Source organism: Streptomyces torulosus (genome assembly GCF_001419765.1).
GTDB lineage: Bacteria > Actinomycetota > Actinomycetes > Streptomycetales > Streptomycetaceae > Streptomyces > Streptomyces torulosus.
The window spans coordinates 1-14,677 of record NZ_LIRK01000088.1; the positions used below are offsets into that span (position 1 = coordinate 1).

A 14,677-nucleotide genomic window follows, 5' to 3' on the forward strand; every position below is an offset into this window, starting at 1 on the left:
GCAGCTCCCCGCGCCCCTTCAGGGCGCGGGTGTGAGCCTCTTGTTCGCAGGTGACCGCCGGCGTCTGTTCGTGGCCGCGGATGTCCTCGATCACCATGGGGCGGTGTGCCGCCCGCGCGTCGCCCGCGAGGTCAGACGAGGGCGGCGGCCAGCAGGGCGAAGGCGGCGATGATGAGGGCGACGCGGCCGTAGTGGTAGCGCTCCCAGCGGTTCATCTGCTCCTTCCAGTCGGCGGGCCGGTTGTCGGGGGTCCAGGTCTTGCCCCGGTTGTTGATCGGGACGAGCAGCAGGACCGACATGAGCACGCTGAGGAGCAGCAGCACGCCGGCGGTGACGACGAGGCCGGTGCCGGGGTCGTGCCAGCCGGCCGCGGCCCAGACCCCGACGAGGGCCAGCGAGCTGATGTACCAGAACGGCATCACGGCACCGAGCATCCGGCCCCCGTGGGAGCGGCCGAGCTGACCGCTGTCGCCGGGGAGCGCGTCGAAGATCCGGTTGAGGACGAAGGCGACGGAGAACTCCACCCCCACCATCACGCCGACGGACACGAGGGTGACGACCTGAAGCGCGTTGAGCATGGCGATGCCTCTTCCCGAGATCGATCTAGCGTTGCTAGCTGATGTGGCAACGCTAGTACTGGCGCCGCTCGATTGTCTAGCGGTGCTAGAATTCGAGGCATGTCGGTACAGGAACGCAAGGAACGCGAGCGGGCGGCCCGTGAACGTCTGATCGTGGCGACGGCCCGCGAACTCGCCGAGGAGCAGGGCTGGGACGCGGTCACCACCCGTCGTCTGGCCGAGCGCATCGAGTACAGCCAGCCCGTCCTCTACAGCCACTTCCGGGGCAAACGGGAGATCATCGGCGCCGTCGCCCTCGAAGGCGCCGCCGAGATGGCCACGGCGCTGCGGGCCGCGGCCCGCGCCGCGGACGGCCCGCGCGCCCGGGTCGTCGTCCTCGCCCGCACCTACCTCGACTTCGCCGAGCGCAACCCGGCGGTCTACGACGCCATGTTCCAGCTCGACGGCGGTCTGGCGTTCGCGCGGGAGGACACCCCCGCACCGCTGAAGGACGCCTTCGCCGCCCTGCTGGAGACCCTCGCTGAGGTGGCCGGGGACGGCGTCCACCCGGGCGTGTTCACCGAGGTGTTCTGGGCGTCCCTGCACGGGCTGGCGACCCTGACCCGGGCGGGACGGCTGCCGGCGGAGTACGCCGAGGGGAGACTGGAGCTGCTGGTGGACCGGCTCGCCGTGGTCTGACGCCGCCCGCGGAGACCACCACGGGAACGGGCGGCGGTGTCAAAGGGGGCGGTGTCACAGCGGCCGGCGCATGCATGCCCGGGGCCACCGGTCCAGGCCGTGCGCCGCTTCCCGTGCGCGGATCGCCCGTAGGCCGGGGGTGAGCCCACTGTCGTCCAGGAGCCGGAATCCGCAGCGCGCGTAGTAGGGGGCGTTCCACGGGACTTCGGTGAATGTGGTCAGCGTCAGGGCGGGCGCCCCCTCGGTCGTGGCGTGACCGGCCAGCTGGTCCAGCAGGGATCGGCCGACGCCGCGGCGCGCGCTGTCCGGGTGCACCGACACCTGCTCGACGTGGAGGCTCCCGTCGACATGGTCGGCGATCAGATAGGCGACCGGGGTGTCGGCGTCGTCGGCCGCGACCCAGGCGAGCCCGGCGTGGAGGTGACGGGCGAGTTCACCGAGCGGGAGTGGTTCGTCGTCGGCGATCTCCGGCATGCCGATGTCCCGGAAGCACTCCCCGGCGGCCTTCTCGATGTCCTGGAGTAGGGGCAGTTCGTCCTGGCGCACCGCACGGATATGCATGAACGCATTGTCCGAGGCGAGTGGGAAAGCGCCACCGAATAAGGCGGGTCCTCGCAGCCCTCGGGGCGGTGTCGGAGCTCGCGTTCCTCGGAACGGTGCCGTGACTGGCGGTGTTCGGAGGGGTGTCGGAGGTCTGTCGGCGGTGGCCGTGCTCTGTCAGCGGTGTGTCGGCGGGGGTTGCGACCTTGGGCGGGTCGGTGCTCCCCATGAGCACGCCGCCGCCGAGCGCTTGGAGCTGTCATCGTGTCTTCCGTATCCCTGTCCCGGAGCCGACCGTGGGACGTTCACCGGCTGCCGTCCGCCGAGGGCAGGAACGTCCTGGTCACCGGAGGCAACGCCGGGATCGGCTACTTCGTCGCGGAGCAGCTCGCCGCGACCGGCGCCGTGGTGGTGCTGGGCAGCCGGGACCCCGCGAAGGCCGACGCCGCCATGGCCTCGATCCGCGCGCGCGTCCCCGGCGCGCGTCTGCGACACCTCCCACTGGACCTCGCCGACCTGTCGTCCCTGAGAACCGCCGTGGACGGGCTGGACCTCCGACATCTCGACGCGGTGGTGCACAACGCGGGGGTCGCGCTCGACGACCCGCCGCGCCGGGAGACCGCGGACGGCCACGAGCTGATGTTCGGCACCAACCACCTCGGCCACTTCGCGCTCACCCGGTGGTTGGCCCCCCTCCTGTCCGCGGCGTCTGCGGGCCGCATCGTGACGGTGGGAAGCTTCGCGGCACGATCCGAGCGACTGGACCTGGGCGACCTCCAGTCGACCCGGGACTACCGGCCCAAGCGCACCTACGGCCGCTCGAAGCTGGCGCAGATGTGCTTCGGCTTCGCACTCGATCGCCACCTCCGCGCCGTCGGCAGCACGGTGCTCAGCGTGGTGGCCCACCCCGGCGGCGCGCTGGACTCCCTCACCCCGTCACGCCCGCCGATACGCGTGACACCCCCCGGCGAGCGGCTGCGCGCCCTGCCCGCCGGGCTCCTGGTGCAGGGCAAGGACGCCGGGGCATGGCCCGTCGTCCGTGCCGTGCTGGACGCGGAGGTGCGGGGAGGGCAGTTGTGGGGGCCGAGGGTCTTCGGCCTGCGGGGCACACCACGGCGTGAGCCCGTGCCCTCGCACATGACCGATGCGGAGGTCGCCGCCGCCCTGTGGGCCGCGAGCGCGGAGTTGGCCGACACCGACCCCCACCTCGGCTTCCGGTAGGCGCGGAAGCCGCAGGACGGCCCCTTCGAGCCCGTCCCGCCCGCCGGTGTCAGCGGGCCCGCAGGTGGTGGCGCTTGCGCCAGGCCAGGGCCGCGCCCAGCAGCGCCGGGAGCGCGATGCACGCCATCGCGAGCAGGAAGGCCGGGGACGTCGGGGCCGAGGCGCGGGCGCCCGCGACGGCGTAGGCAGCGGTGTTGGGGATGGAGCCGAGGGCGGTGGCCAGCAGGAACGGCAGATAGCCCATGCGGGAGACGGAGGCGCAGTAGTTCGCCGCCCAGAACGGCACCCCGGGGAAGAGGCGGGCCGCCAGCATCGAACGGAAACCGTGACGGCTGAGCTGGCCGTCCGCCGACTTCAGCCAGCGGTGCCGCAGCAGCGGCCGCAGCGCGTCCTGCCCGAGCATCCGGCCCAGCGCGAAGGCGAGCCCCGCCCCGAGGACCGTTCCCGCGAGCGCGGAGGCCAGCCCCAGTTGCGAGCCGAAGAGGGCGCCCGCCGCGATGTTGAGGATCGGCCGGGGCACGAACGCCACCGTGCACAGCCCGTACGCCACCGCGAACACCACGGTCGCGGTGCCGCCGCTCAGCTGGGGCGGCCAGCCGTCGGCCAGCAGCCGCTGCGGCTCGAACAGCAGCACGGTCACCACGGCGCCGGCGAGCAGCGCCAGCAGCAGCGAGAACCGCGCCCACGGCGAGAGCAGGGCTCTGCCCCAGCGGGCGGCGCCGTTCGGCGAGACGGCGGGGACGGCTGCGGGTGCGGCGACGGCGAGCTCCGTGGCGGCGGTCCGGGGAAGGACCGAGGCGGTGCCCCCAGAGCGGGTGGTGGCATCGAGCATTCGTCGACGGTAACCGACCGATGTGTGTGTACGCCCTACGGGACGTCTCACCACGGTCACAGGAACCGGAACGACAGCGCCCTCGGGCATCCGCCACCGGGCGCCGGGCCGGGGACCGTACACCGCGCGGCCTGCGTCTTCGGGAGCACGGGCACCGCCCGGCCCGCGTTCAGCCGGCCCCCGACCTGTGAAGCATCTCTCTTCGGCCCGGTTCCCGAACTCGCCCTCCCGGAAAACCATTCGACGCGGACCGACGCGTCGGCGAGGATCGCCCCATGTTCCGGTACGCCTTCGTTCTCGCAGCGTCCGCGGTAGACGCAGATGCGCCGAAGGCTGCCCTTCTGATCGTCGTGGCCGCCGCAGACGGCGCCCGAAGCTGACCCTTCCCGGAGATTCCGGCGGACCCCGCAGGGGGAGGGTCGGCGAATTCTCGGGGTCCCCGTCCCGGCCACGCCCTCACGGCGCCGGGGCCATCACTCAGTACCGCTGAAGAGGCTTCGAGGTATCGCCATGTCCAAGACCGCTTACGTCCGCACGAAACCGCACCTCAACATCGGCACGATGGGCCACGTCGACCACGGCAAGACCACCCTGACCGCCGCCATCACCAAGGTCCTCGCCGAGCGCGGGGCCGGCACGTTCGTGCCGTTCGACCGTATCGACCGCGCCCCCGAGGAGGCGGCGCGCGGCATCACCATCAACATCGCGCACGTCGAGTACGAGACCGACACCCGGCACTACGCGCACGTCGACATGCCCGGACACGCCGACTACGTCAAGAACATGGTCACCGGTGCCGCGCAGCTCGACGGGGCGATCCTCGTCGTCTCCGCGCTCGACGGGATCATGCCCCAGACCGCCGAGCACGTCCTGCTCGCCCGGCAGGTGGGCGTCAACCACATCGTGGTGGCGCTCAACAAGGCCGACGCGGGTGACGAGGAACTGACGGACCTCGTCGAGCTGGAGGTGCGCGAGTTGCTCACCGCGCACGGCTACGGTGGCGACTCCGTCCCCGTCGTACGGGTCTCCGGGCTCAGGGCCCTCGAAGGGGACCCACGCTGGACGGCGTCCATCGAGGCGCTGCTCGACGCGGTGGACACCTATGTCCCGATGCCCGAGCGGTATCTGGACGCGCCGTTCCTGCTGTCCGTGGAGAACGTCCTGACGATCACCGGACGGGGGACCGTCGTCACCGGTGCCGTCGAGCGGGGCACCATCCGGGTCGGCGACCGGGTCGAGGTGCTCGGCGCGGACGTCGAGACGGTCGTCACCGGTCTGGAGACCTTCGGCAAGCCCATGGCGGAGGCGCAGGCCGGGGACAACGTGGCGCTGCTGCTGCGCGGGGTGGCGCGGGACACCGTCCGGCGCGGACACGTGGTGGCCGCGCCGGGAAGTGTCGTACCCAGCCGGCACTTCACCGCGCAGGTGTATGTGCTCTCGGCGAAGGAGGGAGGCCGTACGACGCCGGTGTCCAGCGGGTACCGGCCGCAGTTCTACATCCGCACCGCGGACGTGGTCGGCGACGTCGACCTCGGGGAGGCGGCCGTCGCCCGGCCGGGCGACCGGGTCACGATGAGCGTGGAGCTGGGACGGGACGTTCCGTTGGAGCCCGGTCTCGGGTTCGCGATCCGTGAGGGCGGCCGCACCGTGGGGGCGGGGACCGTCACGGCCGTCCGCTAGTCGGGGCAAGGAGCGTGGGGGACCGCGGGCCGTCGTGGCCGGTCGCGCGGTTCCCCACACACCCCTTTACGGTCGGTCGCGTGGTCCCTCGAACCCTTTTCCGGCGGCGCTCCGACGGTCCCTCGACCGGCTCCGCGCCCGGCAGAATGGGTCCCGTGAACGAAGCCATACCCGTCTCCCGTGTCATCGACCGGGGCACCGCCAAGCTCATGCCCGACGTCGACCGGGAGCGGGCCTGGCTGCTGACGGTGGACGGGGCCCCGCAGTCGTACGTCGACCTGGACGAGCCCACGCACCTGGAGTTCGAGTACGCGCGGCGGCTCGGGCACGCGCTGGACACCGTGGCGGAGCCGGGGCGGCCGCTCGACGTGCTGCACCTTGGCGGGGGCGCGCTCACCCTGCCCCGCTACGTGGCCGCCACCCGCCCGGGGTCCCGGCAGGACGTCGTCGAGTACGACCGGGGGCTGCTGGACCTCGTCGTGGAGCAGCTGCCGCTGCCGGCGGACGCCGGGATCGCGCTGCACGGCGCCGACGCCAGGAAATGGCTCGAAGGCGCTCCCACCGGCTCCGCCGACGTCATCGTCGCGGACGTCTTCGGCGGCTCGCGCGTGCCCGCGCATCTGACGACCGAGGGGTACGCGCGGGCCGCCGCACGGGTCCTGCGGGCGGACGGCGTCTACCTCGCGAACCTCGCCGACGCCGCGCCCTTCGCCTTCCTGCGGTCCCAACTGGCGACGCTGGGCACCGTGTTCGAGGAGCTGGTGCTGATCGCCGAACCCGGGGTGCTGCGCGGCCGGAGGTTCGGCAACGCCGTGCTGCTCGCCTCCCAGCGGCCGCTCGACGTCGCCGCACTCGCCCGGCGCACCGCAGGTGACACCTTCCCCGCACGGGTCGAGCACGGGGCGGCGCTGCGCGACTTCATCGGCGGTGCCGCGCCCGTCGGCGAGGAGGACGCGGTGCCGTCACCCGAGCCGCCCGACGGCGCCTTCGGCATCGGCTGACACGGGCTCGGCGCCCGGCTCGCCCACGGCGACGGGCTCGGCGCTCCGCAGGGTCAGCGTCCGCACGTCCCGGATGCACAGCACCGCCGCCGTGGCCGCGACGCACAGCCCGGCACAGCCCCACAGGGCCGCCGGACGGCCGAAGGCGCTCTCCGCGGGCCCCGCCAGCGCGGCGGCCAGCGGCACCATCGAGACCGAGCCGAACCAGTCGTACGCCGAGACGCGCGACAGCTTCTCCTCGGGGATCTCCTGGTGCAGCGCCGTCATCCAGGAGACGCCGAACACCTCGATCGACATGCCCCCGACGAACATCGTCACGCACAGCACGGCGATCGGCGCGGGCACGGCGAGCGCCGCGGACGGCAGAGCGAACGGGAAGACGCACAGCACACCCACCAGGAGCAGCCGGCGCGGTTTCCAACGGGTCATCAGCAGCGCCCCGACGGCGTTGCCGGCCCCGAACAACGCCAGCGCCAGACCCCAGGGGCCCGCACCGCCCAGATGGTCGCGGGCCACCTGGGGGCCGTAGACTGCGTCGGCGGCGACGATGACCGCGTTGACGAGGGAGAACTGCACGACGATCGCCCACAGCCAGGGCCGGCCGACGAACTCCCGCCAGCCGTCGCGGAGATCGGCGAGCATGCCGTGGCCCGGCTCGCGGTCCGGTATGTGGCTCACGTCGAGGAAGGCGCGCATGGCCCCGGCGATCGCGAACGCGGCCGCGTCGACGGCGAGCACCCAGCCGGGGCCGATCACCGCGACGAGCGCACCCCCGACGGCCGCGCCGGTCATGGTCGCGCCCTGCGAGGCGAACCGGAACAGGGCGAAGGCCCGCCCCGCCTGCTCGGCGGTGACCGAGGAGAGCAGCATGCCCTCGGCCGCCGGGTTGAAGAACGCCTGCCCGGTGCCGCCGAGGGCGGACAGCAGCATCATCTGCCACAGCCGGGCCTCCCCGGTGAGCACCAGCACCGCGAAGACGGCCTGGGAGAGGCAGTTGAGGGTGTTCGCGGCGACCATCACCCGGTGCCGCGGCAGCCGGTCCGCGACCGCGCCGCCGATCAGCAGGAACAGCACCAGCGGCAAGGTGCGCGCCGCCGCGACCAGACCCACGTCCCCGCCGTCGCCGCCCGACTCCAGGACCGCGAACGCGGCCGCGATGAGGGCGCCGTGGCTGCCCAGGTTGGTGACGACCGCGGCGGCCGTCAGCATCGTGTAGTTGCGGCCCGCCCAGGCGGGCCGGCGGCGGAAGGCGGCGGGAGTGGTCACCGGCCGACTATCGCCGCCCCCGGCAGTGCTTGCCAAACCGTTTCCGCATGGCGTATGGCCAGATCAGGCCACCGGGACGGGGTGGCTCGGCCGCCTCGGGGGCCGGCACCCGCCGGCCCCCGTACCCGGTGTCGCGCTCAGCCGCCCGTGGGCTCGCCGTACAGCCGTACCGTGCTGAGGATCTTCTGCACCGTCGCGTCCGGCACCTCGTCGTCGACGCCCTTGGCGCCGTGGAACGTCCAGGAGACGTAGTCATCCTTGGAGTTCTTGAAGGCGAATGTGGTCGCCTTGCCGTCGGTGTCGCACTTGCCCTTCTTGGGGACACCGGTCGAGGAGGTGGTCGCGACACTGCCCTCGACACCCGACGCCGTCGTGTACGGCTCGGGCTTGCCGACCTTCATCAGCTTCTTCGAGGAGTCCTTCTGGTCGGTGTACCCGCCGAAGACCCACCACGCCGAGTCGTTGCGGGCGATGTCGTCGGTGTTCTTCGCGCCCTGCTGCCCCTTGGTGCCGACGGCGGCGAGGGACGTCTCCTCCTTGTAGCCGTCCTTGTTGGCGTCGGAGACACACCACTTCTCCTTGAGGATGGCGGGCGCCGACATGCCGATGATGACGGAGGTGTCGTCCTTCGAGTTGTCGTCGAAGCCGATGAAGGTGCCGGGCGTCTTGACGTCCCAGTCCGGGGGTACGTCGAAGGCCGTGCCCCACTTCGGGTTGACGACGACCTTCCAGCCCTCGACGGTCGGCTGCGCGCCGGCGTCCTCACCGCGCGGGTTGTCCTGGCTCTCCGAGGCGGTCGGCGTGGGCGAGACCGACGGCTTGGGGTCGTCCTTCGCCTCGATCTTGCCGTCCTCGTCGCCGCCGAGGACCAGGAATCCGGTCACACCGGCGGCCACGACGACCGCCGTGGCCGCCACGATCGCGATGAGCTTGGTCCGGTTGCCGCCGCCTCCGCCCGGCGGTTCCGGCGCACCCACCGGGGACGGGGCACCCCACTGGGGCTGCTGCCCGTACTGCGGTTGCTGACCCGTCGACTGGTACCCGGGCTGCTGGTACGGGTTCGGCTGCTGGTACCCGGGCTGCTGGTACACCGGCTGTTGGTGCCCCGTCTGTCCCGGCTGGCCGTACCCGGGTTGCTGGTACGGGTTCGGTTGCTGCGGGTTCTGCTCGCCCCCGGGCGGCTGCTGCTGTCCTGGCCACATGGCTCGTAACCATAGATGTGCCGGGGGCGGGGGTGCCACGCCAGCCCCCGCCCCACGGTCGTCAGCCGCCCGTGGGTTCGCCGTACAGCCGGACCGTGCTCAGGATCTTCTCGATGGTCGCGTCCGGGAGTTCGTCGTCGACACCGGTGGCACCGAACAGGCTCCACGCCACATAGTCGCCCGCGGAGTTCTTGAACCCGAAGGTCACGGCCTTGCCGTCGCTGGCGCACTTGCCCTTCTGCGGCGTGTTCTTGGAGCGGGCCCAGGCGACACTGCCCTCCACCCCGGAGGCCGTCGTGTACGGCTGTGCCTTCTTGTCGACGGTGAGGCTCTTGCGGTCGGGCTGCGTGTAGCCGCCGTACACGTACCAGGGCACCTGGTTGAGGGCGATCTCGTCGGTGTCCTTGGCGCCGTTCGCGCCCTTGGTGCCCGCGCCGGCGAGCTCGGTGTGGTCCTCGCGGCCGTCCTTGTCGTCGTCCGAGGTGCACCACTCGGACTTGAGGAACGCCGGTGCCGAGATGGTGATGAGGGGCGGGTCCCCGACGTCGCCCTTGGCGTCCTCGAAGCCGGTGACGGTGGTCGGCGACGCGACCTCCCAGTCCGCCGGGACGTCGAAGGCCGTGCCCCACTTGGGGTTGACGACGACCTTCCAGCCCTCGACGGTCGGCTTGGGGCCGTCCGCGCTGCGGCCGTCGTCGGCCGAGGCGGAGGGACTCGGGTCCTGGGAGGCGCTCGCAGAGGCCTTCCCGCCCTTGCCGCCGCCTTTCGCCTCCTCGTCCTTGTCGCCGCCGAGGACGAGGAACCCGGTCACCCCGGCGGCCACGACCACGGCCGCGGCCGTCACGACGGCGATGAGCTTGGTCCGGTCGCCGCTCTTGCCGGGCGGCTCCGGCGCGCCCGCCGACGCCGGCGTGCCCCACTGCTGCCCGTACGGTCCCTGCGCGGTCGGCTGCTGATGGCCGGGCTGCTGGTAGGGATTCGGCTGCTGGTACCCCGGCTGCTGGTACGGGTTCTGCTGCGGATTCTGCTCGCCCCCGGGCGGCTGCTGCTGTCCTGGCCACATGCCCGGCAACAGTAGTGAGCCCGTGCCACGGTTCCGTCACCGTGCGCCCCCAGGCATGTACTGGTCAGGTGGAGAGTTCGTGAGGGATCAGGGCGCGGCCGGGTTCTGTTGCGCTGACCACACCGCGGCACCCCTGGTCAGAGGTTCCTACTCGTGGGTAACATCGCGGCATGAGCGCAGACCAGATGTCGATCGGCGAGATGCTCGCCGCCACGGTGCCGATGGCCAGGACGCTGAACCTGGAGTTCCTGGAGACCACGCCGGAGAAGGCCGTGGTGGCGCTGCCGGACCGGAGCGACTTCCACAACCACGTCGGCGGGCCGCACGCCGGCGCGATGTTCACGCTGGGCGAGTCGGCGAGCGGGGCGATCGTCCTCGCCGCCTTCGGCGACCAGCTCTCGCGTGCCGTGCCCCTCGCGGTCAGCGCCGAGATCGCGTACAAGAAGCTCGCCATGGGCGAGGTCACGGCCACCGCCACCCTCGGCCGTCCCGCCTCCGAGGTCGTCGCCGAGCTCGACGCCGGGGAGCGCCCCGAGTTCCCCGTCTCCGTCGCCATCCGACGCGCGGACGGTGCCGTCACCGGCGAGATGACCGTCATCTGGACCCTGCGCCCCAACGGCTGACCCGGTCCGCTCCCGTCACCCTCGCCGTCCGCCGTCCCGGCCGACCGGCGAGGGCTCCTTCGCGCAGCTCATTGACACGAGTCACTGACGGCCCTAGGTTCCCCGCCGACACGCGCACACGTGGTCCACCACGACGCCTGCACGAAGGAGTGAGGCTCATGCACGACACCGTGTCCCGGAGTTCCGCACGCTTATGGCGGCTGGCGGTGGGAGCGACCGCCCTCGCCGCCACCCTCCTGGCACCCGCCCCGGCCCAGGCCGCGACCCCCTCAGAACCGACCGTCGTCCGTACCGACGCCGGCTGGGTACGCGGGCAGACCACGGCCGAGGGGCGGCAGTTCCTCGGCATCCCCTACGCCCGGCAGCCCGTCGGCGACCTCCGCTGGACCGAGCCCCGGCCGGTGCCCCCCTGGCAGGGGGTACGCGAGGCCGGCGCGTTCGGCAACAGATGCGCCCAGACGGCTAGTTGGGACCCCGGCTACGAGCGGCCCAGTCATACCGAGGACTGTCTGGCCCTCAACGTGTACACACCGCAGGGCACCACCCGCCGCCCGGTCATGGTCTGGCTGCACGGCGGCGGTCTCACCGCCGGCGCCGGCGAGGACGTCGTACCGGACGCCTTCGCACGGCGTACCGGCACGGTCGTCGTGACCGTCAACTACCGCCTCGGCGCCATGGGCTTCCTCGCCACCGACGCCCTCGACAAAGAGGCGAGCGACGGCGTCTCCGGCAACTTCGGCATGCTCGACCAGCAGGCCGCGCTGCGCTGGGTGCGCGCCAACATCGGCCGCTTCGGCGGCGATCCGGGCCGCGTCACCATCGCGGGCGAGTCCGCGGGCGGCCGCTCCGTCTGCACCCAGCTGGCCTCACCCACCTCCCGGGGCCTGTTCCGCGCCGGCATCGTGCAGAGCGGCGCGTACGGCGACTGCTCGGCCCGCACGCACGAGTCGGCGGTCGCCCAGGGCAGGACGTTCATGACGCGACTCGGCTGCGCGGACACGGCGTGCCTGCGCGGGAAGACCGCCGCCGAGATCCTCGCCGCCCAGGCCGGCCTGAACTGGGGGCCCGTCGCCGGCGGCGCCTTCCTGCCCGTCCAGCCCTTCGAGGCGTTCCGGAAGGGGGCGGCCGCCCGGGTGCCCGTCCTCAACGGCGCCAACCAGGACGAGGGCCGCCTCTTCGCGTTCGCCCGCTTCGACGCGGCCGGCACCCCGCTCACCGCGGAGCAGTACCCGACGGTCATGCGGGCCGCCTACGGCGACCGCGTCCTCGACCGCTACCCGCTCACGGACCACCCCTCGCCGACCATCGCGTACGGCACCGCCCAGGGCGACCAGGGCTTCGCCTGCCCCGCGCTGCGGCTGAACGAGGTCCTCGCCGGGCGCGGGCCGGTGTACGCGTACGAGTTCGCCGACCGGACCTCCCCGCCCTTCGCCTCGCTGCGCAACCTGGGCACCGACTTCGCCTTCGGCGCGACCCACGTCAACGAGGTGCAGTACCTCTTCCGGCACTTCGGTCAGGACAGCCCGCTGGACGCCGGGCAGCGGGCACTGGCGCGCCAGATGACCGACTACTGGGGCTCCTTCATCCGCGACGGGCTGCCGAGGGCCGCCGGTCAGCCCGCCGTCCCGGCCGGAGGTGACCAGGTGCTGACCCTCAGGGCCGCCGCGCAGGGCGGAAACGGGCTCAGCCGGACCGTGCACGGGGAGCACGCGTGCGACCTGTGGGACAACCTGCCGGGCTCCGCCGCCGTCACAGTAAGCAGGTAGGCTGCCCCGGCGCGCGCTCCACCATGAGCGCGCGCCGCGGGTCCGAGAACCGGACGCATGGGAGGAAGCGGCTTTGCACGTCCAGGAGTGGCTCGAAACGGTGCCACCGCTCAGCATCTATCTGCTGGTGGGGCTGGTCATCGGTCTGGAGAGCCTGGGTATCCCCCTGCCGGGTGAGATCATCCTGGTCTCCTCCGCGCTGCTCGCGTCCCAGCACGGCGAGATCAACCCGGTCGTCCTCGGCGCCTGCGCCACGGCCGGCGCGATCATCGGCGACTCGATCGGCTACGCCATCGGCCGCAAGGGCGGGCGTCCGCTGCTGGCCAAGCTCGGCCGGAGATTCCCCAAGCACTTCAGCGAGAGCAATATCGCGGTCGCCGAGCGGTCCTTCGACCGCTGGGGCATGTGGGCGGTCTTCTTCGGCCGCTTCATCGCCCTGCTGCGGATCTTCGCCGGCCCCCTCGCCGGTGTCCTGCAGATGCCGTACTGGCGCTTCCTCACCGCCAACGTGCTCGGCGGCATCCTCTGGGCCGGCGGCACCACCGCCGTCATCTACTACGTCGGCGTGGTGGCCGAGGCGTGGCTCAAGCGCTTCTCGTGGCTGGGCCTGGTGCTGGCCGTGCTGATCGGCGTGACGTCGATGCTGGTGATCAAGCGCAAGGCGAAGAAGGCGGCGGAGAAGGCCGAGGCCGGCGAGACGGAACTGGTCCCCGCCGCGGACTGAGGCCCCGGGCCCGAGGGAGCAGGGGCAGAGCACGGGCAGATACGCGGGCTGTGCCGACAGGCAGGGGCCGCGCCGCCGACCGGTGGCGCGGCCCCCTGTCGTCTCAGGCGCCGTACTCCTCCTGCGCGGCCCGGTGGGCCTGCGCCAGCTCGGTGTAGTGCGTGCCGTTCAGCGTGACGCCCTCGCGCTCCTCCTCGGTGAGGGGGCGCTTGACCTTCGCCGGCACCCCCGCGACCAGCGAACCGGGCGGCACCCGCATCCCCTGCGGCACCAGCGCCTGCGCCGCGACGAGGGAGCCCGCTCCGATCACCGCGCCGTTCAGCACGGTGGCGCCCATCCCGATCAGGCAGTCGTCCTCGACGGTCGCCCCGTGCACGACGGCGTTGTGCCCGATCGAGACGCGCTCGCCGATCGAGATCGGGAAACCGGGGTCGACATGGAGCGTGCAGTTGTCCTGCACATTGCTCCCGGCCCCCACCACGATCGGCTCGAACTCGGCCCGCAGCACCGCGCCGTACCAGACGCTGGACCCGGCGCCCAGCGTCACGTCGCCGATCACCGCCGACGNNGTCCGGCTTCTTGCCGCCGAACACCGTGATCAGGGCCCGCTGCCGATTCATTGCCGCCTCCTGGTGATGGATCAGTCTCCCTCCGCACCGTAAGCCATGGGCACGGCGTCGCGTGGGGTGAAGATCACAGTCGAACGACACGGTCCGGAAGCCGACCGGTGAGTACGGTGAGCGGGTGCCCAGAAGCAGGAACACGTTCTCGTCATGGCGGCGTCGCGCGGTGCAGCGCGCCGTCCACGCGGGCTGGGAGTGGGTGCAGCGCACGGGGGCGGTGACGGCCGAGCACCCCGGCCGCTTCCGGTTCGGCGCGATGGGAACCGGTACCAGACTGGCCTTCCCGCTCGGCACGGTCTTCGGCGAGCCGTGGATCCACCTGGGCTCCCACTGCATCATCGGCGAACAGGTCACGCTGACCGCCGGGCTGATGCCCGACCTCGACCTCGGCGCGGAGCCCATCCTGCGCATCGGCGACGGCGTCGTCCTCGGCCGGGGCAGCCATGTCATCGCCGACACCAGCGTGACCATCGGCAGCGACTGCTACTTCGGGCCGTATGTGTACGTGACGTCCACGAACCACTCGTACGACGACCCGCACGAGCCGATCGGCAAGCAGTGGCCGCGGATGGACCCCGTGTCGATCGGGCCCGGCTGCTGGATCGGCACCGGCGCGGTGATCCTGCCGGGGGCGCGGATAGGGCGCAACGTGGTGGTGGCCGCCGGAGCGGTCGTCCGGGGCGAGGTTCCGGACCGCTCGGTGGTGGCGGGGGCGCCCGCGAAGGTCGTACGACGGTGGGACCCGGTGGAGGGCTGGCAGCCGCCGATCCGGACGCCCGCGCCCGTGCCGATTCCTGACGGGGTCACGCCGGAGCAGTTGCTGGCGTTGGCCGAGTGGGAGGCGGAGGGGGCCGGGGAGTCCGCCTGAGCGGAAGGGGCG

At 72.4% G+C, this 14,677-nt stretch carries 15 protein-coding genes; 8 read left to right on the plus strand and 7 right to left on the minus strand.

Translation table 11 applies throughout. The annotated features are described in order from the left end of the window. Window positions 1-131: 131 nt before the first annotated feature. Entirely contained in the window at window positions 132-578 is a 447-nt protein-coding gene (locus AOK23_RS07225; RefSeq protein ID WP_055711914.1) for an anthrone oxygenase family protein, read from the minus strand. A 99-nt stretch (window positions 579-677) separates the two neighbouring features. Here AOK23_RS07225 and AOK23_RS07230 point away from each other — a divergent pair, with 99 nt between their 5' ends. After that, window positions 678-1,256: a TetR/AcrR family transcriptional regulator gene (locus tag AOK23_RS07230; RefSeq protein WP_055711915.1), complete on the plus strand. Its 579-nt coding sequence runs from the start codon at window positions 678-680 to the stop codon at window positions 1,254-1,256. A gap of 54 nt (window positions 1,257-1,310) precedes the next feature. Here the strand turns inward: AOK23_RS07230 and AOK23_RS07235 are convergent, their stop codons facing one another. After that, window positions 1,311-1,817 carry a GNAT family N-acetyltransferase gene (locus AOK23_RS07235; RefSeq protein ID WP_055711916.1) on the minus strand — a complete coding sequence of 169 codons (507 nt, stop codon included), beginning with the start codon at window positions 1,815-1,817 and terminating at the stop codon, window positions 1,311-1,313. A 243-nt stretch (window positions 1,818-2,060) separates the two neighbouring features. On the opposite strand from AOK23_RS07235, the gene AOK23_RS07240 reads away from it, so the two are divergent. Further along, a complete protein-coding gene (locus tag AOK23_RS07240; protein ID WP_206336139.1) occupies window positions 2,061-3,017 on the plus strand; it encodes an SDR family NAD(P)-dependent oxidoreductase in 957 nt (318 codons plus the stop codon). Window positions 3,018-3,066: 49 nt separating this feature from the next. On the opposite strand, the gene AOK23_RS07245 is transcribed toward AOK23_RS07240, so the two are convergent. Then, window positions 3,067-3,849: a TVP38/TMEM64 family protein gene (locus tag AOK23_RS07245; RefSeq protein WP_055711917.1), complete on the minus strand. Its 783-nt coding sequence runs from the start codon at window positions 3,847-3,849 to the stop codon at window positions 3,067-3,069. Between the two features lie 510 nt (window positions 3,850-4,359). Between AOK23_RS07245 and tuf the strand changes: the two genes are divergently transcribed. Both tuf and AOK23_RS07255 read left to right on the plus strand, forming a co-directional pair. Continuing rightward, on the plus strand, window positions 4,360-5,529 hold the full coding sequence (tuf, locus tag AOK23_RS07250) for an elongation factor Tu (RefSeq protein WP_055711918.1): 1,170 nt from the start codon (window positions 4,360-4,362) through the stop codon (window positions 5,527-5,529). Between the two features lie 155 nt (window positions 5,530-5,684). After that, the gene (locus AOK23_RS07255; RefSeq protein ID WP_055711919.1) at window positions 5,685-6,530 is read left to right on the plus strand and encodes a spermidine synthase; all 846 of its coding nucleotides are present in this window, start codon (window positions 5,685-5,687) and stop codon (window positions 6,528-6,530) included. Here AOK23_RS07255 and AOK23_RS07260 read toward each other — a convergent pair. The 3 genes from AOK23_RS07260 to AOK23_RS07270 form a co-directional block, all read right to left on the minus strand. Beyond that, on the minus strand, window positions 6,492-7,796 hold the full coding sequence (locus tag AOK23_RS07260; protein ID WP_055711920.1) for an MFS transporter: 1,305 nt from the start codon (window positions 7,794-7,796) through the stop codon (window positions 6,492-6,494). The two genes, AOK23_RS07255 and AOK23_RS07260, sit on opposite strands and share 39 nt — an antisense overlap. A gap of 137 nt (window positions 7,797-7,933) precedes the next feature. Further along, window positions 7,934-8,998 (minus strand): DUF8017 domain-containing protein, encoded by a 1,065-nt coding sequence (locus AOK23_RS07265; protein WP_055711921.1) that lies wholly within the window; start codon window positions 8,996-8,998, stop codon window positions 7,934-7,936. A gap of 61 nt (window positions 8,999-9,059) precedes the next feature. Next, the gene (locus AOK23_RS07270; RefSeq protein ID WP_055711922.1) at window positions 9,060-10,061 is read right to left on the minus strand and encodes a DUF8017 domain-containing protein; all 1,002 of its coding nucleotides are present in this window, start codon (window positions 10,059-10,061) and stop codon (window positions 9,060-9,062) included. Between the two features lie 185 nt (window positions 10,062-10,246). On the opposite strand from AOK23_RS07270, the gene AOK23_RS07275 reads away from it, so the two are divergent. The 3 genes from AOK23_RS07275 to AOK23_RS07285 all read left to right on the plus strand — a co-directional run bounded on the left by AOK23_RS07275 (window position 10,247) and on the right by AOK23_RS07285 (window position 13,174). Continuing rightward, window positions 10,247-10,684, plus strand: coding sequence for a DUF4442 domain-containing protein (locus AOK23_RS07275; RefSeq protein WP_055711923.1), 438 nt, complete (start codon window positions 10,247-10,249; stop codon window positions 10,682-10,684). Between the two features lie 158 nt (window positions 10,685-10,842). Continuing rightward, on the plus strand, window positions 10,843-12,450 hold the full coding sequence (locus AOK23_RS07280) for a carboxylesterase/lipase family protein (RefSeq protein ID WP_055711924.1): 1,608 nt from the start codon (window positions 10,843-10,845) through the stop codon (window positions 12,448-12,450). A 73-nt stretch (window positions 12,451-12,523) separates the two neighbouring features. After that, window positions 12,524-13,174, plus strand: coding sequence for a DedA family protein (locus AOK23_RS07285; protein ID WP_055711925.1), 651 nt, complete (start codon window positions 12,524-12,526; stop codon window positions 13,172-13,174). Between the two features lie 103 nt (window positions 13,175-13,277). On the opposite strand, the gene AOK23_RS07290 is transcribed toward AOK23_RS07285, so the two are convergent. Continuing rightward, on the minus strand, window positions 13,278-13,741 hold a 464-nt coding region (locus AOK23_RS07290; RefSeq protein WP_240496292.1), incomplete at its 5' end, for a gamma carbonic anhydrase family protein. A gap of 177 nt (window positions 13,742-13,918) precedes the next feature. Between AOK23_RS07290 and AOK23_RS07295 the strand changes: the two genes are divergently transcribed. Next, window positions 13,919-14,665: an acyltransferase gene (locus AOK23_RS07295; protein ID WP_055543239.1), complete on the plus strand. Its 747-nt coding sequence runs from the start codon at window positions 13,919-13,921 to the stop codon at window positions 14,663-14,665. The last annotated feature ends 12 nt before the right edge of the window (window positions 14,666-14,677 follow it).